The following is a 23,631-nucleotide window of genomic DNA, read 5'->3' as shown; positions in this document are numbered from 1 at the left end:
AGTAGTTTGCCGCTAACAACGATAATAAAGAGCACATCACCATGTTTGAGGCATTAACCCAGATCGGCCTGCCCATCGCGCTGATTTTGATTATGGCTGGCGTTGGCATGAGCCTAACGCCCGCTGATTTTCGCCGAGTCGCACAAGAACCCAAAGGCTTTTTCCTAGGCGCTGCTTGTCAGCTGTTGATTTTACCGTTGGTCGCCATGGCACTGATCGCATTGACCGGCTTAAGCGGTGAGCTGGCCATCGGGTTGTTTATCCTGGCGCTGTGCCCTGGCGGGGTAACCTCCAATCTTTATACCTACTTAGCCCGTGGTGATGTCGGTTTGTCTGTGTCATTGACGGCGGTGCTGGGGTTTATCACCCCCTTTACTATTCCGCTGCTGGGCGCTTGGGCCATTGGCTTTTATGGTGATGGCAGTAAGACGTTCGAGCTGCCGCTTTTGAGCACTTGGGCCAAGCTCATCGTCATTACTGTATTACCCGTATTGCTGGGCATGGCGCTGCGAGCTAAGTGGCCCGCCTTTGCCGAGCGCGCAGAGAGAGGGCTTAGCGCCTTTTCTATGATGGTGCTGATACTGCTGGTGATCAGCATTGGCTTTAATTTGGGCCCGCGGCTGCTGGACTTTCTGCTGCAAGCAGGGCCATCCGCGATATTACTCAACTTGGTGACCATGGCCCTCGGCTACGGCTTGGGCAACTGGTTGCTGCATCGCGAAGAGCAAGCGCGCACCATTTGCCTAGAAGTTGGGCTGCAAAATGGCACACTGGCGCTGTTGATCACCACAGGGTTGCTGCAAAGCAGTGAAATGTCGATTGCCCCCAGTGTTTACAGCATTTTAATGTTCGTATCGGCCACGCTGGTAGCCATGTGGTGGCGCCGGCGTCAACCTCTGGCCAGCTGCGCGGATGTGGGCGGATAACCGCTCACTCAGCGGAAAGTTCCCAGTAATCGTACGTTAGTAACAAAAAATAACGAATATTCGTCGGAAAAGACCAAATACGCATGCATCCTTAGGTAGAATCGCGCCTCCTGCCTAAGGAGGAATCGCATGCGAACTCATTTGTACACTGCCATTACCTGTGCCGCACTGAGCACAGGCGCCGTAACAGTACAGGCTGACGACAGCCTGAACGTCTACGGCTTCGTCAATATCGGTGCCTATTATCTGGATGAAGAAGACATCACCATTGAGTCTTATGAGGCCGATGATGCCCGCTTCTTTGAACGCGATACCATGATGGGCTTGCAGGTGAGCAAGCGTATCAGCGATGCCACCAGTGCGACCGTGCAAATGACGGCGCGTGGCGAGGAGGATTTTGCCGTTAAAACCTCCTTGGCGTTTGTTAGTCATGCCATTAATGACAGCACTGACTTCCGCTTTGGCCGTCTGCGTATTCCGTTCTTCTACTATTCCGAATTCCTCGACGTTGGTTACGCCTATAACTGGGTTCGCCCCAGCTGGGACGTATACGGCATTCCGTTTGCCGATTACGACGGTGCCGACTTAGTCAAGCGTTTCAGCTTCGATACCTTTGATGGTCAGTTGCAGCTGAACTATGGTCGCCGCGACAAGCCCATTACCTTGTTCGGTGCACAATACGAGTCTGAGCTGAACAATTTCGCCGGTATTACCTTGAACCTTTATAAAGGCAACTTTGGTTTCCGGGCCGGTGCACAGCAAACTGAAATGAACCTCGACAGTGAAGCCGATATGGCGACTCTGGGTGCCATCCTGCAGGGGCAAGACCCGCAAGTTGCACTGGGCGAGCTGGCTGCCTCGGGTGCGCGCCGTATTGATGTTGCGCAAACGGCGGCGGCGGTGTTCACCGCGGGTTCAAGCAAAAGCACCCAAGAAGCGTTTAACTTCGACGAAAAAGACGCCAACTATTACAACTTGGCGGTGAACTGGGATAACGGCAACTGGAGCGCGATGGCTGAAACCGCCATCATCGAGTTCGAGTCTGGCCTATATGTAGACAACGTCGCTTGGTTGGCCAGTGTCGCTAAGCGCTTTGGTCCAGCCACCGTGCACGCTACCTACTCCACCTCAAGAGACCAGGTAGACAGTGGCGATGTTGGTGATATTCAAGAAGCGCTGAAGCTGCAAGGTGAAGATGAAACCTACACCCTGGGCGTGCGTTACGACTTGGATGAGGCCACCGCTTTCAAATTTGAAGCGAGCCACCACAACGAAATGGAAAACCAGGGCGAGCCTGGTACCAGCGGTAATCTCTACCGCATGGCCCTGCAACTGGTATTTTAAGGAGCCCGATGATGAAGCGTATTCAAGCTCTCGCCGCGGCTGCGGCCATGTCGCTGGCCAGTTCTGTATGGGCTGATGTAGCGGTAATCGTTAACGTCAAAAACCAAAACACTTACACCGGGGTCGAGCAGGATTTGATCCAGCGCATTTACCTGGGTAAGGCCAGCCAGTTTCCGGACGGCAGCAAAGCCACGCCCTACGACCTCGGCAAAGGCGATGCGTCTCGCCAGCTATTCGTGCAAGAAGTGATTGGTAAAACGCCATCACAGTTGCATGCCTATTGGTCACGCCGTATCTTCTCGGGCAAACAACAACCGCCGCGTACCGTCGATAATGCCGAGGCCATGAAAGCCGCCGTTGCGGCCGACGAAAGTGCCATTGGCTACATCAAGTCCACGGCTGTGGATGCCAGCGTAGCGGTGCTGTTCACCATCGAGGATTGACACTTCCCCCCGCGAGTGCGGGGGCGCTAAGTAGAGAGGAACACAGATGACGACGCGATTACTGTGCGCTGCCCTGATGCTGGGCTTATGGCTTCCCAACAGCTATGCCCAGCTTGTTCTTAATGGCAGTGCCAGTTATCAGCGTCTGACTCAAGACGTGTATGTCGGTGGTTTGTATTTGTCACAAACCAGCAGCGATGCCGACTTTATCCGCAGTGCCACCACCGCCAAGCGCATGCGTCTGGTGGTGGTGGCTAATCGCTGGTCGCCACGACGTTGGCAGCAGATGTGGCAAAACAACATCTCCATCAACAACGAAAATCTCAGCCAAGCCAAAGACGTGCAAACAGCACTGATGGAACTCACCCAGCTACTGCGTGAAGACCTAGTCAAAGGCGATGAGCTGGTGATCGATTATCAGCCTGGCGGTGATACGCGCATCTATCTTAATCAGCAACTTGCGCTAACCGCCGTGGGCAGTGAACTGTTTAACTTCTTAGTGAACACTTGGATCGGCCCCTTGCCACCGTCACGCGAGTTTCGCGATCGCATGCTGGGCAAAGTAAAAGACGAGCGCAGCGCTCAGTGGCGCCAAGTATTAGCCGATCATCAAATTCCACCACAGCGTACCGGCCTTTACGAAGGTTGGTTGCAGCAAGAGCGCCAGCAGCGCTTAGCACAGCAACGCGCAGCAGAAGAAGCCCGCCGCCGCGAGGCCGAGCGCCAAGCGCAGTTGGAAGCGGAGCGCAAAGCCAAAGCACAGGCAGAAAAAGCCCGTCTTGAAGCCGAGCGTCAGGCGCGCCTGGCCGCAGAACGTCAAGCGCGCGAAGAAGCGGAGCGCCAAGCACGGCTAGCTGCCGAGCGTCAGGCGCAGGCAGCCAAGCCTGACAGCCAGCCTGTCACGCCGATAGTTGCAGCGAGCAAGGCCAAGCCTCAGCCGACCGCAGAACAACTGCAACAACAGCAAAGCTACTATGCCGCGCTGCTGCAATGGCGCTTGCAGGAGGCAGTCAATAAAGAAGTGACCTACCCAGCCTGGGCGCGTCAGTTTGAGCAAGAAGGGCTGATACAAGCCAGTGTGACCTTGCAGCGCGGTGGCGACATTGCCACGTTGCAAATCGCTGACAACAACGCCCACAAGCTACTGGTCAGTGAGCTGCAGCGTGCGGTGCAAGCGGTGGCGGCAGACGTATCGATACCCGATGAGTTACAAGGTAATGCCTGGCCACTACTGCTGCGTTACCGCTTTCAACTGGCGGACACAGCGCTACTGCCAAATCCACAACCACAAAGGCCCAGCAGCCTAGGCCCGGAGCAGAGCAGTGAGCCCAGCGTATCGCTGGAGGATTATCGTGCAAGTGTCGTCGCTGCCGTAAAAGCGGGCATTCGCTATCCGAAAGCGGCGCAAATTCTGAAAAAGCAGGGGCATGTGATCGTCGAGCTAACCTTGGCGGCAGATGGCAGCCTTGCCAATGCCAACCTGCAGCAAGCCAGTGCCCACCGTGAGCTAAACCAGGCGGTGCTGTCAGCCGTCGATGCTGCCGCACCCTTCGACTCGTTACCACCAGCAGCCGGGGGTGAGTTACGCGTCACAGTGGAACACAGCTTCCGGCCCTAACCGGGGTTTGGGTTTGACAGCGCCCCGGGGGCGTCTGTTACCGTCGATGAAAAATGATCAAGGATCTTTTCATGTCGATACGCCCACTTTCACTGGCTGCCCTAGCAGCCGCCGCTTTACTGACTTCACCTGTTTTCGCTGCTGAAGGCGAAACGGCCGCTGATAGCACTCAGGCGCAGCAGCAACAGCCGCAAATGACCGCCGGTCAGGCGCTGCAGCAGCTGCAGCGTCAAATTCAGCAACTGGGTCAAAAACTGCAGGGCATTCAGCAAACAGCGCTGGAAGAAAACCCAGACCTACAAAAACAGCAAGACGACTTCGCCGACATGGTCGAGCAAAAAATGGCGGAGCTTGGTGTCAATGCTGAAGAAGCTCGGGAAAAGCTCGAAAACATTGCTAAAGAAGCACAGCAAAAGGCTGAAAGCCTGACCGAAGAGCAGCGTCAAGCGATGCAGAAAGAGTACACCGAGCAACGCACGGCGCTGCAGCAGGCGCAGCAAGAGGTCATGCAAATGGAAGAAGTGCAGGCCGCCGGTGATGCCCTCAGCAAAGCACTGGTCGACGGTATGAAGACCGTTGACGAAAGCAGTGAGCAATTACTGGCGCAACTGAACCAAGCACAAGCTCAATATCAAGCCATTATGCAGCAGGTGATGCAGCAGCGTGCCGCTCAGCAACAGCAGCAACAACAGCAAGCTGCGAGCGAATAACGCCTACCAAGGCAGTGGCTCGGCAACCTCGGCCCAGCGTTGTTGCTGATCGATGGTGGCCAAGTCATCTGCCAAGCGCTGGCATTGGTCCAGGGCTGTTTGCCAGCGGCCACGGCGAGTGGCGTAATCTGGGTACTGGTAAAAGTCATCCAAATCCGGAATGCCCCCACCGGGGAGCTCGGCGGCAAACTCCCATGAAGGCGTGATCATCACAGTGCGCCGATAATGCACTGCCGACGCCCGCCGCCAAGGCAGTTTCTTATCAAACCACCCCCCTTTGGGTGCCCGCGCAAAATAATGCGGATACAGCACCAATCCATGCTGTGGCCACACGGGTAAATCAAATTGATAGTCGGTAATGCCGCCATCGCGATAGGTGCCACGCGGTGCCCCTGGGATGTCTTTAACGCCCGCAATCACCAACGGAATCGCGCCGGTAGCGAGTAAGGCCGATTCCAAGTTGTGCTGATTTAGCACCACCCGCTGTGCCGGCAAATGTGGAAAGTGACTGATGGGTGGCGCTTCTGGGTGATGAAACAGGGTACGTTGTAACCACGGGCGCATGGCGCTGCGAGCAATGGCGTTAGCGCCCATCGCCGCCAGCAGTCCCAGGCTTTGCAATGGCTTAGCATCAAACCGGGCCAGTCCACGACAGCGTGTGGCCAGGGTGTGATAGCGCATCACGGCATGATTGGCGATCTCGGCCGCGCCCTGGCTGCCCAGCACCTCCTTCAGAATGTTCTGGCAGCCGGCAGCGACTTCGGCGGCGCTGGGTTCGGGTGAATACTGTTGGCTGATGTAGGCTTCTTGAAAACGGGCATGAGCGGCCAGTGGGTCTTGCTGAGCAAAGCAGGCCAGGCGCCAAGCCCCGGCCGACGTACCGAGCAAATGCAGCGGTCGTTGTCGCTGCGCAAACCATTCGCTCAGCCAGTAGCGGTCCATGGCCGCCAGCGTGAGCCACTTAGGGCCGCCTGAGGCGCCCAGCACCATGTCGATATCGTCGGCCTTGAGGCCATGCTGGCGTATGTGCGCCAGCGCTTCGCTGCCAGCGTATACCTTTAGAGCAAATGCCATGTTGTCCTCATACCTTGCTTAAGTGGCTGTTGTACCTTGCTTCTGGGCTGGCGACCAGAGGCAAAGATGCCGCCCGCCGACGCTCTAGGCTCAGCAATCTTGCGGTGACCAGCGCTGAAAATCGTCTTCATCCAGCGCATCCGCTTCTTCATGAATAAAGCAATGATCGCCGACGCGTATAAAAGAGCGATTGGCGCCGGGCAATGGCCGGCGCTGAATGACGTCGGTCGCCGACTGAGTTTCAGGCGGCTGATCACGCACCTGCTGCAGGGCGCGGCGCAAGCGTGGGTCAAAGATATCGCTGTCAGGCACTGGTGCTGGAGGGGGAGATGACCACTTGTGTGGCGTTGGCAGCGACCACTGCAGTGCAGGCGTTTGTGGCTGGCTGTGTTGGCCTGCCTTGGATGCGCTAGGCGTCGGCTGCTCTGCTGCACTACCAGCAGGAGTCTGAAGTTTTTGGGTGCTGGGTTGTTTGGCCGTTTGAGGTGCGGTGGTGGAGCGGGCTGGTGGAGCAGAGGGTGAGGAGCGCAGCGTTAAGTTTAACGTTGTCGCTCCACCACGAATGTGGCCCGCTGACTGCGGCCAAAGCAGGAAGATGACCAGATGCACCAGAAGTGATCCACATACTGCCAGTCGCACCCGTACCTCCCTAAAGGAGGCTTAGAGTAAGCATTGGGCTACGGGTTCAACGCCGCTGATACACCACAAAGCTGTAATCGTAAGGGTTGGGGCCTTCGGCGCTAAAATCTTCGCGGGCGACGTCCTGCCACTCCTCGGCGTTGTATTCAGGAAAGAAGGCATCACCTTCGACGTCAGCGTGCACTTCGGTAATGTACATGCGGTCTACCAAGGGCAGCGCCAGAGCGTAAATCTCGGCACCGCCAATGATCATGGCTTCGTCTTGGCCATTGATCAGCAATATCTGCTCCGCCAGGTCGCGTGCAGCTTCTAAGCTGCTGACGACACGCACGCTGTCGTTGGCGTTGGCCGGTTGATAGTCGGCTTGGCGGGTAATCACAATGTTGGTGCGGCCGGGCAGCGGCTTGCCGATGCTGTCGTAGGTTTTACGGCCCATGATGATGGGCTTGCCCAGTGTGACCTGTTTGAAATACTTGAGGTCATTCGGCAAATACCAAGGCAAGTTGTTATTGCGGCCGATGGTGCGATTACGGGCTTTGGCGACAATCAGGGCAAGTGACACAGAGACTCTCAGCAGTGATAAGTGGGCCGCTATGATAGCGTTAGCGGCAGCGTGCTACCAAACCGGGAATATCCGCGGCACTGGCTGGGCGTGAGAAGTAATACCCCTGATACAGATCGCAGCCTAGCAAATGTAGAATCTCCAGCACCTCCACATCTTCAACACCTTCGGCAACCACCTTCAGCCCTAAATTGTGGGCCAGGTTGATGATCGAGTGAGCGATGGCGGCGTCGTCGGCATTATCAACAATGTCTTTTACAAACATACGGTCGATTTTCAGCACGTCGATGGGCAGGTTTTTTAAGTAAGCCAACGAGGAGTAGCCGGTGCCAAAATCGTCGATGGCGATGCCAATGCCCAGTTGGCGCAAACGCGACAACAGCTCGGCATTTTGTTCGACGCTGCTCATAAGCATGCTTTCGGTTATTTCTAAGGTCAGGTTGGCCGCTGGCAAACCGCTTTCTTCTAGCGCTTCGCCAATGATGGCTTCTAGGTTGTCTTGGCGAAACTGACGCGGTGATAAGTTCACCGATACTTTGCTATTGGCGGGCACGGCGCCTTGCTCCAGCCAGCTTTGGTATTGCTGACAGGCGCGGCGAATAGCCCACTCGCCAAAGGGTTCGATCAGGCCGGTGTCTTCTAAAACAGGGATAAACACCGCCGGCGGTACCGTACCCAAGGTAGCGTGCTGCCACCGCATTAGGGCTTCGACGCCAGCGAAATGGCGATTTTCGACTTGTACTTGGGGTTGATACACCAAATACAGTTCATCACGCTCCAGCGCGTGGTGCAGAGAGCTTTCTAACCCGGCTCTGACGCTGGCGATGGGAGAGGGCTGCTCTTCATACAATTGGCTGCGCTGGCGGCCTTGTTGCTTTGCTTGGTGCAAGGCCAGCTCCGCTCGGCGCACCAACTGGCCGGCATCAAAGCCAACCCGATTGGCCAGTTCCATGCCAATGCTGGCACTGACGAAGACTTCTTCATCGCCCAGTTCAATCGGTAGGTGAATGCGGCTGCGCAGCTTGTCTGCCACTAAGCGGGCGATATCAGCACTGTTAATGTTATCCAGTAGCACGGCAAAGCTGTTGCCAGCCAGGCGCGCTAAGGTGTCGGCTCGACGCACGCACTGCTGCAAGCGCTGGGCGACAATTTGCAGCACCTGATCGCCGCCGTCGTGGCCCAGAATTTCATTCACGATGCGAAAGCGATCAAGGTCGATAAACAGCAATACCAAGCCCCGCTGGCGGCGCTGACACTGGGCCAGGCTGTAATCGAGACGATCTTGAAACAAGGTGCGATTAGCCAGCCCAGTGAGGCTGTCGTAGTGGGAGCTGCGTTGTAGCTGTAACTCATGCTGTTTGCGGGCGTTAGCCAACGCTAGAGATTCATCCAGTTGCCAGCCGGTATCGGGTGAGACCACCACTTCTTGCACACCTAGGTCGATGAGCTCAATGGCGACGTTAGCGCCGCAGGGCTCTTGCAGTAGCACCAGTACCGGTGCTTCGGGTAGGGTTAACTGCAAACGCTCCAGCAAATCACGCAGGCGCTGATCGTAGCGTTGCGCGGCTAGGGCAAGAGCGTTGCTTTGGTCGTCCAGCCAAGCGCTGCTGAGGTGGGCGAAGCTATCGCAAGCGATCAGCTGTGCATCCCCTCGCGAGCACTGCTGCCAAAACGGCAATGCACCGTCATCCAAGGCCAAGCAATACAGCCCAGCGTGTGCTTGTGGGACGGGGTTCGCTTGAGTGGTCATAAGCTGCTACCGCGAAACTGGTTCTACCGAAGTATAGCCAGCCGCGGGTAGCTCAGACTTTACACCTAGTTCAACGGGAGGATTGGCAGGTCAGACCGCCACCGGTGCCTTGATGTGTGGGTGACTTTGGTAGCCCTCAATCACAAAGTCATCAAACTGATAATCAAAAATGGACTCAGGCCGACGCTGGATCACTAGCGTTGGCAATGGCAGCGGCTCGCGGGTGAGCTGTAAATCGGCCTGCTCCAGATGGTTGGCGTACAAGTGCACATCGCCGCCGGTCCAAACAAAGTCACCCACTTGCAAGTCGCATTGCTGCGCCACCATGTGTACCAGCAAGGCATAGCTGGCGATGTTAAACGGCACACCCAAGAAAATATCCGCGCTGCGCTGATACAGCTGGCACGATAACTTGCCGTCAGCAACATAGAACTGAAACATGGCATGACACGGCGGCAACGCCATGTTGTCGATTTCGCCGACATTCCAAGCATTCACGATCAAGCGACGAGAATCCGGGTTGTTGCGGATTTGCTCCATCAGCTGGCTGATCTGATCTATCTGGCGGCCATCAGCCGCTGGCCAGCTGCGCCACTGCGAGCCATACACAGGCCCTAAGTTGCCATCGGCATCGGCCCATTCATCCCAAATCGATACGCCGTTTTCTTTCAGATAAGCGATGTTGGTTTCGCCGCTTAAAAACCACAGCAGTTCATGGATGATGGAGCGCAGGTGCAGTTTTTTGGTGGTCACCAGCGGAAAGCCCGCGCTTAAATCAAACCGCATCTGATAGCCAAAGCAGCTGTAGGTGCCGGTGCCGGTACGGTCCTCTTTGAAAACACCGTGTTCGCGCACATGGCGCATCAAATCTAGGTACTGTTGCATGACTAAATACTCTGGTGACGACGGCGATAAGCCCAAGCCAATAACAGCAAGCCGGCTATGATCATCGGCAAGCTCAGTAATTGACCGCGACTCATCCAACCAAACAGATCGAAGCCGATGTGGGCATCGGGCTCACGGAAGAATTCGGCAATGGTACGGAAAATCCCATAGCCGAGCAAAAATGCAGCGCCCACGGCCATGCGCGGCCTTGGACGGCTGGAGTACCACCACAGCACTATAAACAGCAGCAAGCCTTCAAGCCCGGCTTGGTACAACTGAGAAGGATGGCGAGCGAGGTCGTCTGCACGCGGGAACACCATGGCCCACGGCACGGCTTGCGGGTCTGCTGCACGCCCCCACAGCTCCCCCCCAATAAAGTTGCCGATGCGACCAAACATCAAACCCACCGGCACCAAGGGGGCAACAAAGTCACCGACATCGAAAAAGTTCTTCTGATACTTACGACCAAACCAAGCCACGGCCAGCAATACGCCCAATAAGCCACCGTGAAAAGACATGCCGCCTTCCCACACCCGCAATAGCCACAGCGGGTCGTCAAGAAACTGCGAAAAGTTATAAAACATCACATAGCCAAAGCGGCCACCAAGAATCACGCCCATGGCGCCGAAAAAGATCAGGTCAGACACTTGTTCGCTGGTCCAGCCGGAGTTCGCTTGGCGCGCGCGATAGTTAGCCAGTCCCCAAGCTGTACCAAACGCAAGCAGATACATCAGTCCGTACCAGTGAATCTGCAACGGACCAATGGCGATGGCCACTGGGTCAATATCAGGGTATTTCAACATGCATGCTTCCTTGTCCGATCAGTTCAGTCAGCAGTATCGGTGGTAAATGTGAAGGTTCAGAGCGCATTTATGTGCCTGTGGTTCAACTCAGCAAAAAGCGCAGCCCGACCACGCACAGCAACAGGGCGAAGGCTTTTTTCAGCTTGTTCTGGTCAAGGCGATGCGCCAGTCGTGCGCCTACTTTTGCCATCGGCACACTGGTCAGCACAATGCCAATGATGGCCGGCCAGTACAGAAAACCGGTACTCCAAGCGGGCAAACCACTGGCCTGCCAGCCAGCCCAGACATTGCTGAGCGCGCCCGTGATGGCAATCGGCAAGCCACAGGCGGCAGAGCTGGCAACGGCCTGACGCATGGGGATTTGCATCCAAGTCAGGTAGGGCACGGTAAAGGTACCGCCGCCAATGCCAAACCAAGAGGAGCCAAAACCAATCAGCCCGCCAGCACCGACCAAGGCACCATCTCTTGGCACATGGCCATCACGGCCAGGGGTCAAATCAAAGAACATCTTGGCGGCCAGCAGCAGGGCAAATACACCAATGATGTTTTGCAATACTGGGCCAGGCACTTGGGTTATCAGTGCCACACCCAGCGCCGTGCCGGCGACAATGCCAATGCTCAGGCGCGCCACCAGCGGCCAACGCACAGCGCCATTGCGATGGTGTTCTAGCACCGAACTAATGGAGGTAAAAACAATGGTGGCAAGGGAAGTGGCGATGGCCATATGAGTCAGCACATCCGCACCGACGCCTTGGGCTTCAAAGGTCAATACCAGCACCGGCACAATCACCATGCCGCCACCAATACCGAACAAACCAGCGAGCAACCCGGCTGCAGCGCCCACGGCTAGGAATAACAGGAAAACACTCATACGCTCGGTTGTCCGTCGTCTCGGGGGCGGTCATTATGCCGACTTGCTGGCACTAGGCAAAATTAGTTGCGGGTGCGGACGATTTTGGTGACACCATGCACATGACGTAAGCGACGAATCGCACGCGCCAAATGCTTGCGGCCTTGAATGCTGATGGTCATGCGGGCAACGCTCAAGCGAGCATCGCGCTCCTGAACGGAGAAGCTATCGAGGCTGGCATCGGCCTGATTGACGGCGGCGGCCAGCTCAACGACGGCACCGCGACGGTTCTCCATGTAGACCTTAAGGTTGACGGAAAACTCGGTGTCGATGTCTTTATCCCAGCTGAGGATGACGCATTTTTCTGGGTTGTCGCGATACTCTTCGACGTTTTTGCAGTGTTCAGTGTGAATCACCAAGCCGCGTCCAGAGCTGGCATGGCCGACAATCGGATCACCTGGAATCGGGCTGCAGCATTTGGCAAAGCTGACCATCAGCCCCTCAGTGCCTTTGATCGCCAACGGCGATTGCTCGTAGGCATCTAAGTCAACATCGGAGTCGCGGTGGGCTACCAGCAAGCGTCGCGCCATTAAAGGCGCCATGCGATTACCGGCGCCAATGTCTTCCAGCAAGTCTTCTAGGCTGGCCATCTCGGTTTCGCGCAGCACTTGCTCAATGTGCCCTTGGTCGATGTCCTGCAGAGTTTTGCCTAGGCCACTCAAGGCCTTATTCAACAGGCGCTCACCCAACGCAACGGATTCACTGCGACGCTGGTTCTTCAGGTAACTGCGAATATTGGAGCGCGCTTTGCCAGTGACCACAAAGTTGAGCCAAGCCGGATTGGGCTGCGAATTCGGGGCCGTCACGATTTGCACCGTTTGGCCATTTTGTAACTTGGCGCTCAACGGCGCTAATTGGCGATTGATGCGGCAGGCAATGCAGCGATTGCCAACATCGGTATGCACGGCGTAGGCAAAGTCGATGGGGGTGGAGCCTTCGGGCAGGGCGAGAATCTTGCCTTTGGGCGTAAAGACGTAAATTTCGTCAGGGAACAAATCAACTTTAACGTGCTCGACAAACTCAATCGGGCTGCCGGCGCTCTTTTGCAGCTCCAGCAGGTTTTGCACCCACTGGCGAGCGCGTTGACTGCCATTGGCCGGATCGACATCGGATTTATACAGCCAATGGGCGGCGATACCATGGTTAGCCATGGCGTCCATTTCTTCGGTGCGAATCTGGATTTCCACCGGTAAGCCGGCAATGCCAATCAGCGTGGTATGCAACGACTGATAGCCATTGGCTTTGGGAATGGCAATGTAGTCTTTGAAGCGCCCAGGGATTGGTTTATACAGCGAGTGCATAATGCCTAACAGGCGATAGCAATCGTCAACAGATTGAGCAATCAGGCGAAATCCGTACACATCCATGATGTCGGCCAGCGGTTTGCGCTGGTCACGCATCTTGCAGTAAATGCTGTACAGATGCTTTTCACGCCCGACGATACGAGCTTGCACCCCAGCTTCAGTTAAGCGGTTGCGAATGGCGCCAGAGATGGTATCGACCATTTCTTTGCGATGGCCGCGAGCGGTTTTAACCGCCTTGCGAATCATGTTCGAGCGCATCGGATAAATGGCTTCGAAACACAACTCTTCCATCTCTATGCGGACATCGTTCAAGCCCAGTCGATTAGCAATCGGGGCATAAATATCCAGAGTCTCGCGGGCAATGCGACGGCGCTTTTCTGGCCGTAAAGAGCCTAGGGTGCGCAAATTGTGCAAGCGGTCAGCGAGCTTCACCAAAATGACGCGAATGTCTTTGGCCATCGCCATGGCCATCTTCTGGAAGTTTTCGGCCTGCTGTTGCTCTTTGTTTTCGAAGTGAATATGCGTCAGCTTTGAAACGCCATCGACCAGCTCAGTGACCACATCACCAAATTGCGTGGCCAAGGCCTGTTTGGGTATGCCCGTGTCTTCAATCACATCGTGCAGCATCGCCGCCATCAGACTTTGATGGTCGAGATGCATATTGGCCAGAATATTGGCCACCGCCAGCGGGTGAATAATGTAGGGTTCGCCACTGCGGCGACGTTGCCCTTCGTGCGCCTGTTCGGCGTAATAGTAGGCACGACTGACCTGTTTGATCTGAGCCGGTGTCAGATATTGGGTCAGTCGTTCCGCTAGGGCATCAATGGTGGGCAAGGAGCGACCGCCTTAGAGCGCTTGTTGACGCTCTGCTTCTTCATGCGCCGCCATGCTGGCTGGCGTTACCAGATCTTCAGCGATTTCGCGCAGGGCCAATACGGTCGGCTTGTCGTTTTCCACCGGTACCAAAGGCTCAGCACCCTGAACGGCGATTTGGCGGGCACGCTTGGTGGCCAGCATGATCAGTTCAAAGCGGTTGTCTACGTTGTTCAAGCAATCTTCAACAGTAACGCGGGCCATAAAAATCCTGTGATTTAATCAAATTCGAAGGGACCTTCTAGTTTATCTGAAATCGGTCTGAAAGAAAGCCTTTTGATTACATAATGTTCAATGCTGGGGCGGCTGTCGCAACCCGAGCGCAAACCCAGCTCAGCCGCTGATCCGGTGCTTTCAATTAGTCGTTTAACAATGCCTGCAAGGTCGCTGCGTGGCGCTCTTGCTGGGCCTCCAGCCGATGACGACGGGCAATAACAATGGCTTGCAGCTCTTCTAGGGCATTGTCGAACTCATCGTTAACGATCAAATAGTCATATTCGCCGTAATGGCTCATTTCGCTGCGAGCGTCGCGCATGCGGCGGGCAATGGTGTCTTCGTCATCTTGCCCGCGATTGCCCAAGCGCTCGCGTAAGGCAGCAATAGAGGGGGGCGCGATAAAGACGCTGACGGTTTGCGGCATTAAATGGCGCACCTGTTGTGCACCTTGCCAGTCGATTTCGAGAATGACGTCACGACCGGCGGCCAACTCGCTTTCGACCCAACGCTGAGAAGTGCCATAGTAGTTATCAAAGACTTGGGCGTGCTCCAAAAAGGCCCCGTCGCCAATCAACTGCTCAAACTCGGCTTTGCTGACAAAGTGATAGTCTTGGCCATCCACCTCACCGGGCCGTGCGGCACGAGTGGTATGAGATACCGATACACCAATGTGTGGCGTACGTTCCAACAGGGCTTTGACCAAGCTGGTTTTGCCAGCGCCAGACGGCGCAGAAAAGACATACAGGGTTCCAATCATGATGATCTCGCTGGGATTGCTCACAGGGGTTAAAAGCGCGCCAGTATATAAAAGCCGCTGGCAAAGCTCACGGAGAAGACAATGAAAGTATGGTGGATATTACTCCCCGTTGCTCTTTGGTGGCTGTGGCCAGCCGCCGAACGCACCCACCCGCCTGGGCAACTGGCACCTGAGGCGCCGCTGCAAACGCCGCCAAGCAGCACAGCAGCATTTCCCCATGGCGATTTTCAGCTCACACCACTGGCCGACTTTGACATCACTGCACGGGTATTAGCGCGTGAAAACTATTACTTCGACAGCGAATCTGAACTGGTTAAAACTGATCTAGCGTTAGGCTGGGGGGTGATGTCAGATAGCCAAGTCATTGATGCGTTAGAAATTAGCCAAAGCGGTCGCTGGTATCGCTGGCGCACAGAGCAATTACCCGCACCGCGTCGGCAAATTGAAACCTCCAGCGCCAATATGCACATCATCCCAGCCAATGACTGGGTGGCCGATGATCTGGCTGATGTGCGCACAGGTGACGTGGTTGAAATTCGTGGCCATCTGGTGCGTGCCGATGGCAGCAATGGTTGGCGCTGGGTGAGCTCACTAACGCGCAACGACACCGGCGATGGCGCCTGCGAACTGGTGTATGCGCGAGAGCTGCGCATTGTCACACCCAAGCATTGAACTTGCCTTTTAGAGCTTCGCCAACTGTCAAGGAGGGTAAGTGCGTTGCCCTGTTAACAGCAGACTCTATAAACTGCCTCAGCTTGGTTGGCCAGAAGCCGCCAAGCACTTCGCAGAGAACCGTTGAGAGGAAGCAACCGTGAACAAAATGATTAAACTGACCCTAGCTGCTGCCCTAGCCGCTAGCAGCGTCGCTGCCGTCGCCGATATCAAACCATTTGAAGCGGTGGAATACCGTAAGGGCATTTTCAAAGCGGTGAAATGGCAGTTTGGCCCCATGGGCGACATGGTCAAAGGCAAAATTGATTACGACGCCACTGAGTTCAGCCGCCGCGCCACCAACCTAGCAGCGCTCAGCAAAATGCCACTGGAAGGCTTTCGGCCTGGCACTTATGCCAGTGCTACGTCTGCCTTGCCTAGCATCGAAGACGACTGGCAAACCTTTGCCGACACCATGAGCCAGTTCCAAGACAATACCGCGGCACTAGAGCAAGCCGCTGCCAGCGGCAACATGGACGAGATTAAACCGGCCTTTATCAAAGTGGCCCGCACCTGCAAATCCTGCCACGACAAGTTCAAAGACTGAGCAAGGCCCAGACACTGAACGCCGCCGCCGCTATGGCCACCAAACCGCGCAGCCACACACGTGACACTGTGCGGTCGGCCTTAGCGCCGGGCTTGCGGCCGTGCAACATGGCTTGCAGTAGCGGCTCACGCTTACCCAGCTGATGCAACAGCACACCGGCCAAATGCAGAGCAATGGCCACCAGCAGCAGATCGAACAAAGTTTCATGCCAGCGGGTGATCTCAACACTGAGGTCATAGCTGATCAAATGCACCAGCGGCCCTTCGGTAAAAATCTCATCATTGGCAAATAAGCCGGTGCCCGCTTGCGCGGCGCACAGCAGCAGCAAAGCCACCACCATCCAACCGCCCAGTGGGTTATGACCGTGATACACAGAAGCCCGATTGCGAACCAAGTCGCTGGCGTAGCGCCACACCGCTATGGGGCTGCGCACAAACTGGCGAAAGCGCGCGAACGGTGTGCCAGCAAAGCCCCACAATAAGCGGAACAACACCAGCCCCAACACGGTGTAGCCGCTGCGCATATGCCATTCCATCCATTCACCGCCTTGCTCGCCCGACCACCAGCCAAAGCCGATGCAGGCCACCAGTAGCCAGTGAAACAGCCTGACAAACACATCCCATACTTGGGCGGGCTCGGTTGCGGAAGTAGATGTTACTTGAGTCATGGTCATGTCTTATTACTTGTGAGGTGTTTGGTCTGCTCATTGAATAGTGACTTATCCCCAAACAAACTCAAGACGCTATCGCAAAGAAATCATCTATCAACACCCGCCTCCCTAAACCGATCAGCACTGGCGGTTACCAAGGCATTGTGATTCTTTCTATCAAATGGATATAGTAGTACCCAAATATGGCTTTATAGCCCAAAAACAGACACAGCTGTATCCAAAGAGTGCTTATAAATGAACTTTTCCCTGCTTGATGATAGCGACGTTAGCCAAGCCTATGCTGCGTATTTGCGAAAGCTACGAAAGCAAGCAAAGCTGTCACGCACTGCACTGGCAGAGCGCAGCTGCGTACCTGCGGCCACCATTAAAAAGTTTGAGCTGACTGGACAAATATCATTTCGCCAGTTGCTATTGCTGTGGCAGACCCTCGACTCATTGGATAGGTTGTATCAGCTTACGCAACCGGATGAACAGCGCGTCACCATGCCCTCTAGTATTGATGAAGTCCTAAAAGATGAGTTTTAAACCCATACGAAAACTCACCGTAACCCGCACGTTAAGTTCAGGTGAGCAGGTCGCAGTCGGCGTCTTGGCGCAGAACCGGCAAGGCGTTTTTTTTCAGTATGCAGACGGCTATTTGCAACAATTTGGCAACTTATCGCCTTTTACTTTGCAAGCGAGCACACAAGTTCAAGCCGCACCTAAAGCGCCCCATCAAGGAGTACATGGCGTCTTTGGGGATTGCTTGCCCGATGGCTGGGGAATGCTGTTACAGGATCGTATTTTCCGACAGCAAGGCGTGTTACCCAATCAACTAACAGCGATGGACCGGCTGGCCTTTGTCGGTGATAAAGGCATGGGAGCGTTGTCTTTTTCTCCCATATCTGAGTTTTCAGCCACGACGAACGCTGACATTGATTTAGCTATTTTAGGCTTAGAGGCACAAAGGCTGTTCGATGCTTCAATGTCAGATTATATGGATGACAATCACGATGAATCAGATGGGAATACTCAGCAGGTGCTGGCGGCATTAGTCGCGGGTGGTAGTTCGGGTGGGGCAAGGCCAAAAGCACAGATTTATATGCCTGCTGGCGAAACTCAGCATTGTCGAACCTTTGCTCAGCCTGGAGATGAGGCTTGGCTGATTAAATTTACCTCGAAGAATCTAGCGCTCGGGCATGAAGAAGGCTTGTGTGAGGCGGTTTATTTGCAAATGGCAGCACTTGCTAAGTGTCAACCGCCACAATGGCAACTCATTGAAGCACCACCTACAAGCGGTGCGTCTGCCTGGTTGGCGCTTAAGCGTTTTGATTATGTCAGTCAACAGACCAATTTAAGCGGCAATCGCCGTTCAGGTCGCCTGCATATGCACAGCGCCTGCGGGCTTTTGGATGCGGACTTTCGCACGCCAAGTTTAGATTACATAGATCTAATCAAAGCAAGCCGTCAACTATGTAAATCTCCAGCGGCTGGACAACTGCAATTTCGCCGTGCCGTTTTTAACCTGCTGTCATCTAATCAAGACGACCACAGTAAAAACTGGGCGTTTTTGCAAGCGGATGACGGTCAATGGAATCCTGCACCTTTTTACGATGTTACTTACAGCCCACATCCATTCAACGAACATGCCACTGCCTTTGGCGGGTATGGCAAAGCGCCGCCGCTGAAGATAGTGCAGAAGCTGGCCACCAGTGCCGGATTTTCCAACTGGAATGCGGCCAAGCAAGTCATTGAAGAAGTCGCAGAAGCAATCAGCCAGTTCACTCATCTCGCCCGGCAACAAGGGGTCAATACAACGACCGTATCTGCAATTGCTAAGGCATTGGATCAGCGCAAACAAGACAATGCAGCGCTTCTCTATGGCGCCTAGGGCACTGGGCGCAAGAGCAAGAGCAAGAAGCGCAGTCAAATCGTGAAGAATCTCGGTGGTTACTTGGGATTCATGATCGACCTGTCATGAATCGGATTGTGACCAAAATCCAATTAAGCAGTAAAAAACATCGCGAGCCTCCTATCTACTGGGATAGAATCGTGTCATCTCGTCACAGGTTTGACCCAGAGGATCTCATGGCTCTTCTTATCGATATTAATAACAACGCTGACTTAGGCGCTGTTCCCGGCCCAGTAAGTACATCATCGTCACCATATGAGGGGCTCAGTGAGGAAGCTCTGCTAAAGAAGCTACTAGAAATATACGATCAGAGGGCCATCGCTGGAGCGCTCGCTGAGGTCGATAAGGGGTTTTGGTGTCGAGAGACTATCAACCGCTGGGCAAAGGGGAAAGCTGAACCAAGGGTGACTCATGCTGCCTATCAACGCATGATCTCAATGTTACCTGCACCCAAATCCAACAATCTCGAACCGACCTTTCGATTCATCGATTTGTTTGCAGGAATCGGCGGTATAAGGAAGGGTTTTGAGGCAATTGGTGGCGAATGCGTATTCACCTCCGAGTGGAACAAGTATGCCGTTCGCACTTACAAGGCAAATTACTACTGTGACCCCTTGAGGCACCGGTTTAACGAAGACATTCGAGAAGTAACTCTAAGTTCTGATCTGAAGATAGACGAAGATACAGCCTACAAACATATTGATCAGCAAATTCCTGACCATGAAGTTTTGCTAGCAGGTTTTCCGTGTCAACCATTCTCCTTAGCAGGCGTGTCAAAGAAAAACTCTCTTGGACGGAAACACGGTTTTGAGTGTGATGCACAAGGAACCTTGTTTTTTGATGTTGCCCGTATTCTGGCAGCAAAGAAACCCGCGGCATTCCTGTTGGAAAATGTCAAAAATCTCAAGAGTCACGACAAAGGTAACACCTTCAGAGTAATCTGTGAGACCTTGGACGAATTAGGCTATGACGTTGCAGATGTTAATGCGCCAAAGAGCCAAGACCCAAAAATAATAGACGCAAGGCACTTCACTCCTCAGCACCGAGAAAGAATTGTTCTAGTCGGTTTCCGTCGCGACCTCAATGTTCACAAAGGGTTCACTCTAAAAGACATTGAAAAAATGTATCCGAAGGAGCGTCCTTCCTTTGGTGATATTCTGGATGAGCAGGTAGACGATAAGTACATCCTGACCCCGAAGTTATGGGAATATCTGTATAAGTACGCGCAGAAGCATCGAGAAAAAGGGAACGGATTTGGCTTTGGTTTGACTCGCCCAAATGATGTGGCCCGCACTCTGTCCGCTCGCTACCACAAGGATGGGTCAGAAATCCTAGTTGACCGTGGGTTTGATGATTCGATGGACTTTTACTGTGAGCACAACCAAAAGCATCGACCAAGAAGGCTGACTCCGCAAGAGTGCGCTAGGTTGATGGGCTTTGATAAACCAGGTGAAAGCAAATTCGTTATACCCGTGTCTGATACTCAGGCATATCGTCAGTTTGGTAATTCCGTAGTTGTTCCGGTTTTTGAAGCTGTGGCGCATTTGATGAAACCGAGGATTCTGGCTGCATCTAAAAGTAGACTTATCAAAACCAAGAAGGATCGGAAGCAATTCGAAATGCCTCTTGCGCTCTAATCGTTTTTTATGGATATTTTGCGCATTGGTTATCGGGGAATCGTTTAAGTATGGAAAAGCTATCTAATCACTTCACTGGTATTGCAGTAAAACTTTTGAGTGAAGTTGAGATAAACCCCAGGAAGTCTAATCAGCACGAGCTTCAAGGGGTTCAGAGGCTCCGTGAAATTTTAGGAAATGATAGACGAGATATTAAAACTACTTGCATCTATCTTGCTGATGATGAAGTAGATCGTCTTTCTCAGGATGGGCAGCTCACTTGGTATGATTCTCGTGAAAAAAACCCAAGCCGCAGTGCAGAGTTTCGGCTGTACTATAGGAGCAGTAATGAGCCTTTGAAATCAGCGTCTGCTGGTGACACGCTCATTTATGCGCATCGGCCTGATGCTTCGCTCCTCTTGGTTGTTGTTCCAAAAGAAAGCAATCTGCGGATGGAGCTGCTCTGGCTTTTCGGTATTTATGAAGAACCCGGAGAGCTTTTAGATATCGTAGACCCAAACGATATCGAATTTCCGACCTCTCTTTTCAATTACATCGCTGAAGAGGCTGGAATACCGGTAAATGCAGTGGGGACAAACGACGACTGGACAGAACTGCTTCTCAATAGATTCGGACTGAAATTCCCAACTACGCGAGAGCTATCTTCGCTGGCGCTAGAAACTCTTGACAATGATATTGATCCAGTAGTTGAGCCTGATACTACTCTCATGGCCTTAATTGAACGTGAAGAAATCCTCTTTAAACAGCTGGAACGTCACATTGTCAGTGAGCACCTAGTGGAACACGCCGCAGGGTGGTCAGAGGATGTTGATGACTTTATTAGCTTTTCATTAAGTGTACAAAATCGCAGAAAATCCAGAGCGGGCCACGCACTTGAGAATCACCTAGAATGGCTTTTCGGTAAGAATGGCTTGCAATTTGAACGAGGAGCTAGGACCGAGAACCGCTCAAAGCCAGATTTTCTTTTCCCGGGTAGCGCAGCTTATCATGATAGTGACTTCCCTTCGTCACACCTGCACATGCTAGGCGTCAAAACGTCATGCAAGGATCGCTGGAGACAGATCCTAAACGAAGCCCAGCGTATTTCACCGAAGCACCTATTAACCCTTCAGCCGGGCATCTCTGAGTACCAACTTACTGAGATGATAGACTCGGAGGTACAGTTAGTCGTTCCTTCTCCTTTACAGTGCTTCTATTCCAAAAGTAACGCTGAAAACCTATTTAGTTTTATCCGCTATATCAAGGATCAGCAATGTCGTAAATATTCTTAAAAATCAACTATAGCCTATAATATAAAGCCCTTTTATTTACTGGAAAATACGGGGCTTTTAAGACATTCTTGGATTTTTGGAGAAATATTCCACTGACACTCACCCTCTAGACTCCTTCGTTCGCGATGAATTTATCCTGACAAATTATTCGTTGTTTTAGACCTATTCACTGAGTAGCGACCAGACCCTAATAAACTCAATAGCTTATTGAGAATAAACCGCTCAAAAACTACTGATTGTCCACCAAAACTCCCCTGATTTACTAAATCTTAGTGGCTAGAAATTGAAAAAACAGTGCCGATTTTTTGCTTATCTTAATGTTAAAACATAGCAGTTTTGAAAGACCTAATCGAGCATGATCTCCATCAATATAGATTTGCTATTTTTACTGGTTCTACGCGATAGCAATGAGTCAAAAAAATCCACCCAGTCTGAACTAGACATTATTTTTTCTATTTTAATCGAGTCAATCTCAATATGGATACTATGGCATCCAAGGGCGATAAAACTGAGCGTAGACATTAGGGCTAAGCAACGCGTCTCTACCATCTCTGAGGTAAATACTGCGTGAAATACAAAGGCATCACGATATTAGTTTTTTCTAATGCTGTAGAGCCTTGTGTACCCGTTAACTTAAAGGTTTTACTGGGTGCACATTTTTTAACGTAGGATGCCAACGATTTTGCTCTTGTACGTTTACCACTTTTGACTTCTACAGGGATGATATCGCCTTCATCGGTCGCCAAAATAAATTCGATTTCGGCGCGGGCGTCATTCCATGAATAGCTTGGGTCAACGCCAATCGCTGTGAGCTCTTGTTGCACAAAGTTTTCTGCTACATAACCTTTGTATTCATAGCTTTGTTGCTTAATCTCTTTATAACTGCTGCCCAGCATATGATTGAGCAGGCCCACATCAAACAGAAATAGTTTAACCATATTGTCTTTTTTATAGGCCGCCAACGGAGACTTCGGCAATCCTTCAATAGGGTAGTTTGGCAAAGCTAAGCGGCAGCAGTTAAGCCAATGGATCGCGGTTTCAAAATCGCTATAACGAGATTTACGCTCATGCACATGCTTAAATTTAAAGCGTTTAACCGACTCATCGCTGACAAGTGATAACTGCGCAGGAATGCTATTAAACACCGATTCAATCAGTGTGGCATCGACCTTGCCCGCGTACTTACCGAAATCGCGGCGATAACCTTCAACTAAGTCGGCATGAATTTTTGTGACTTTTTCAACACGTTCTAAAATGCTTGAATCCTTATACTGATACCAAGCAGAAACAGCTTCTGGCATGCCACCGGTAAAAAAATAGTCGGTTAGTTTATCCATCAATTTAGTGTGCACCGCCGCTGTGCTTGCTTGACTATCAAATGCTTTGATCAGCGCTTGCTCGTTGGATGCGTATATAAATTCTTGGAAGGTCAGTGGTCGTAAATTGTATTGTTCTACCTTGCCTACAGGGAAGGTATTGAGCAAACCAATGTTCGAGCCGCTGGCTGCGACAAAATAGGACGGTGCTTTTTCGGCAAAATACTTCAGCGAAGTTACGGCTCGTTCACATTCGCCAATTTCATCTAATATCAGCAAGTCGGTTTCTGGGTTGAACGCTTGGTTGGTTAACAACTCAATGTTCATGACTAGCTCGTCAGGTGACAAGGAACCATCGAACGCCTCTTTGTAAGCAGGGTTTTCAAGGAAGTCGATACGAAGGATGTTGGCAAAGGTGCTTCCAAACAACTCTTGCAGCAGATAGGTTTTACCTGTTTGTCTTGCACCATCGATCAATAATGGCTTGCGCACAGGTTGATGTTTCCATGCTATTAGGGCGTTGAGTAAGTTGCGCTGCATTGTCATTTCCCGCCAATTAAGACTGTTAACTGCCAGCATTATAGCTTAGGCTACACTTTTTAGCGCAGAAAAGTGCGAAACTCTACACTTTTATGCGCATAAAAGTGTAATGGCGCTCTAGTTAAACAGGTATTTCCCTTTTGAGATGACTTTTAGCACTTGCTTCTTGGGCAACTGGTACAGTCTGGGCAAAGCCTTGACGGGCAACTGGGACAGTCTGGGCAAAGCCTTAAT

23 protein-coding genes are annotated in these 23,631 nt (G+C 52.8%); 11 read left to right on the top strand and 12 right to left on the bottom strand.

Translation table 11 applies throughout. The annotated features are described in order from the left end of the window. Window positions 1-41 precede the first annotated feature (41 nt). The 5 genes from IE090_RS12135 (at window position 42) to IE090_RS12115 (ending at window position 5,041) form a co-directional block, all read left to right on the top strand. Window positions 42-926, top strand: coding sequence for a bile acid:sodium symporter family protein (locus IE090_RS12135; RefSeq protein ID WP_189388656.1), 885 nt, complete (start codon window positions 42-44; stop codon window positions 924-926). A gap of 129 nt (window positions 927-1,055) precedes the next feature. Then, window positions 1,056-2,270: a porin gene (locus IE090_RS12130; RefSeq protein ID WP_189388655.1), complete on the top strand. Its 1,215-nt coding sequence runs from the start codon at window positions 1,056-1,058 to the stop codon at window positions 2,268-2,270. 8 nt (window positions 2,271-2,278) lie between these two features. Further along, the gene (locus IE090_RS12125; RefSeq protein WP_229815751.1) at window positions 2,279-2,713 is read left to right on the top strand and encodes a phosphate ABC transporter substrate-binding protein; all 435 of its coding nucleotides are present in this window, start codon (window positions 2,279-2,281) and stop codon (window positions 2,711-2,713) included. Window positions 2,714-2,759: 46 nt separating this feature from the next. Continuing rightward, entirely contained in the window at window positions 2,760-4,331 is a 1,572-nt protein-coding gene (locus tag IE090_RS12120) for a TonB family protein (RefSeq protein ID WP_189388653.1), read from the top strand. Window positions 4,332-4,402: 71 nt separating this feature from the next. Beyond that, window positions 4,403-5,041, top strand: coding sequence for a hypothetical protein (locus tag IE090_RS12115; RefSeq protein WP_189388652.1), 639 nt, complete (start codon window positions 4,403-4,405; stop codon window positions 5,039-5,041). 3 nt (window positions 5,042-5,044) lie between these two features. On the opposite strand, the gene IE090_RS12110 is transcribed toward IE090_RS12115, so the two are convergent. The 10 genes from IE090_RS12110 to gmk all read right to left on the bottom strand — a co-directional run bounded on the left by IE090_RS12110 (window position 5,045) and on the right by gmk (window position 14,817). Further along, complete coding sequence (locus tag IE090_RS12110; protein WP_189388651.1) at window positions 5,045-6,115, bottom strand: patatin-like phospholipase family protein; 1,071 nt, start codon at window positions 6,113-6,115, stop codon at window positions 5,045-5,047. Between the two features lie 90 nt (window positions 6,116-6,205). Further along, complete coding sequence (locus IE090_RS12105; RefSeq protein ID WP_189388650.1) at window positions 6,206-6,427, bottom strand: hypothetical protein; 222 nt, start codon at window positions 6,425-6,427, stop codon at window positions 6,206-6,208. Between the two features lie 373 nt (window positions 6,428-6,800). Then, window positions 6,801-7,352, bottom strand: coding sequence for a dihydrofolate reductase (locus IE090_RS12100; protein WP_373296420.1), 552 nt, complete (start codon window positions 7,350-7,352; stop codon window positions 6,801-6,803). Window positions 7,353-7,356: 4 nt separating this feature from the next. Beyond that, window positions 7,357-9,066 (bottom strand): putative bifunctional diguanylate cyclase/phosphodiesterase, encoded by a 1,710-nt coding sequence (locus IE090_RS12095; protein WP_189388648.1) that lies wholly within the window; start codon window positions 9,064-9,066, stop codon window positions 7,357-7,359. Window positions 9,067-9,156: 90 nt separating this feature from the next. After that, window positions 9,157-9,951 carry a thymidylate synthase gene (gene thyA, locus IE090_RS12090; protein ID WP_189388647.1) on the bottom strand — a complete coding sequence of 265 codons (795 nt, stop codon included), beginning with the start codon at window positions 9,949-9,951 and terminating at the stop codon, window positions 9,157-9,159. Between the two features lie 2 nt (window positions 9,952-9,953). After that, window positions 9,954-10,754 carry a prolipoprotein diacylglyceryl transferase gene (gene lgt / locus IE090_RS12085; protein WP_189388646.1) on the bottom strand — a complete coding sequence of 267 codons (801 nt, stop codon included), beginning with the start codon at window positions 10,752-10,754 and terminating at the stop codon, window positions 9,954-9,956. 82 nt (window positions 10,755-10,836) lie between these two features. After that, window positions 10,837-11,625: a sulfite exporter TauE/SafE family protein gene (locus IE090_RS12080; RefSeq protein ID WP_189388645.1), complete on the bottom strand. Its 789-nt coding sequence runs from the start codon at window positions 11,623-11,625 to the stop codon at window positions 10,837-10,839. Window positions 11,626-11,687: 62 nt separating this feature from the next. Beyond that, the gene (gene spoT / locus IE090_RS12075; RefSeq protein WP_189388644.1) at window positions 11,688-13,802 is read right to left on the bottom strand and encodes a bifunctional GTP diphosphokinase/guanosine-3',5'-bis pyrophosphate 3'-pyrophosphohydrolase; all 2,115 of its coding nucleotides are present in this window, start codon (window positions 13,800-13,802) and stop codon (window positions 11,688-11,690) included. 12 nt (window positions 13,803-13,814) lie between these two features. Next, on the bottom strand, window positions 13,815-14,045 hold the full coding sequence (gene rpoZ / locus IE090_RS12070; protein WP_189388643.1) for a DNA-directed RNA polymerase subunit omega: 231 nt from the start codon (window positions 14,043-14,045) through the stop codon (window positions 13,815-13,817). 154 nt (window positions 14,046-14,199) lie between these two features. After that, window positions 14,200-14,817 (bottom strand): guanylate kinase, encoded by a 618-nt coding sequence (gene gmk / locus IE090_RS12065; protein ID WP_229815764.1) that lies wholly within the window; start codon window positions 14,815-14,817, stop codon window positions 14,200-14,202. A gap of 78 nt (window positions 14,818-14,895) precedes the next feature. Here gmk and IE090_RS12060 point away from each other — a divergent pair, with 78 nt between their 5' ends. Continuing rightward, window positions 14,896-15,486: a hypothetical protein gene (locus tag IE090_RS12060; protein WP_189388641.1), complete on the top strand. Its 591-nt coding sequence runs from the start codon at window positions 14,896-14,898 to the stop codon at window positions 15,484-15,486. Window positions 15,487-15,634: 148 nt separating this feature from the next. Further along, the gene (locus IE090_RS12055; RefSeq protein ID WP_229815763.1) at window positions 15,635-16,072 is read left to right on the top strand and encodes a c-type cytochrome; all 438 of its coding nucleotides are present in this window, start codon (window positions 15,635-15,637) and stop codon (window positions 16,070-16,072) included. Here the strand turns inward: IE090_RS12055 and IE090_RS12050 are convergent. Beyond that, window positions 16,062-16,739, bottom strand: coding sequence for a cytochrome b/b6 domain-containing protein (locus tag IE090_RS12050; protein WP_189388639.1), 678 nt, complete (start codon window positions 16,737-16,739; stop codon window positions 16,062-16,064). The two genes, IE090_RS12055 and IE090_RS12050, sit on opposite strands and share 11 nt — an antisense overlap. 237 nt (window positions 16,740-16,976) lie before the next feature. Between IE090_RS12050 and IE090_RS12045 the strand changes: the two genes are divergently transcribed. The 4 genes from IE090_RS12045 (at window position 16,977) to IE090_RS18005 (ending at window position 21,541) form a co-directional block, all read left to right on the top strand. Then, the gene (locus IE090_RS12045; protein ID WP_189388638.1) at window positions 16,977-17,267 is read left to right on the top strand and encodes a helix-turn-helix domain-containing protein; all 291 of its coding nucleotides are present in this window, start codon (window positions 16,977-16,979) and stop codon (window positions 17,265-17,267) included. After that, on the top strand, window positions 17,257-18,612 hold the full coding sequence (locus IE090_RS12040; protein WP_189388637.1) for a type II toxin-antitoxin system HipA family toxin: 1,356 nt from the start codon (window positions 17,257-17,259) through the stop codon (window positions 18,610-18,612). Before IE090_RS12045 ends, IE090_RS12040 begins: the two co-directional genes overlap by 11 nt. 98 nt (window positions 18,613-18,710) lie before the next feature. Beyond that, the gene (gene dcm / locus IE090_RS12035) at window positions 18,711-20,270 is read left to right on the top strand and encodes a DNA (cytosine-5-)-methyltransferase (RefSeq protein WP_373296419.1); all 1,560 of its coding nucleotides are present in this window, start codon (window positions 18,711-18,713) and stop codon (window positions 20,268-20,270) included. 50 nt (window positions 20,271-20,320) lie between these two features. Then, on the top strand, window positions 20,321-21,541 hold the full coding sequence (locus IE090_RS18005; protein ID WP_308428506.1) for a type II restriction endonuclease: 1,221 nt from the start codon (window positions 20,321-20,323) through the stop codon (window positions 21,539-21,541). 542 nt (window positions 21,542-22,083) lie between these two features. Here IE090_RS18005 and IE090_RS12025 read toward each other — a convergent pair. Further along, the gene (locus IE090_RS12025; protein WP_189388636.1) at window positions 22,084-23,397 is read right to left on the bottom strand and encodes an ATP-binding protein; all 1,314 of its coding nucleotides are present in this window, start codon (window positions 23,395-23,397) and stop codon (window positions 22,084-22,086) included. Window positions 23,398-23,631: the final 234 nt, after the last annotated feature.

Origin of the sequence: Bacterioplanes sanyensis (genome assembly GCF_014652515.1) — a bacterium.
GTDB classification, from domain to species: Bacteria; Pseudomonadota; Gammaproteobacteria; order Pseudomonadales; family Oceanobacteraceae; genus Bacterioplanes; species Bacterioplanes sanyensis.
Note: the sequence above shows the minus strand (reverse complement) of the source record. Positions and strands in the feature narration are given on the sequence as shown.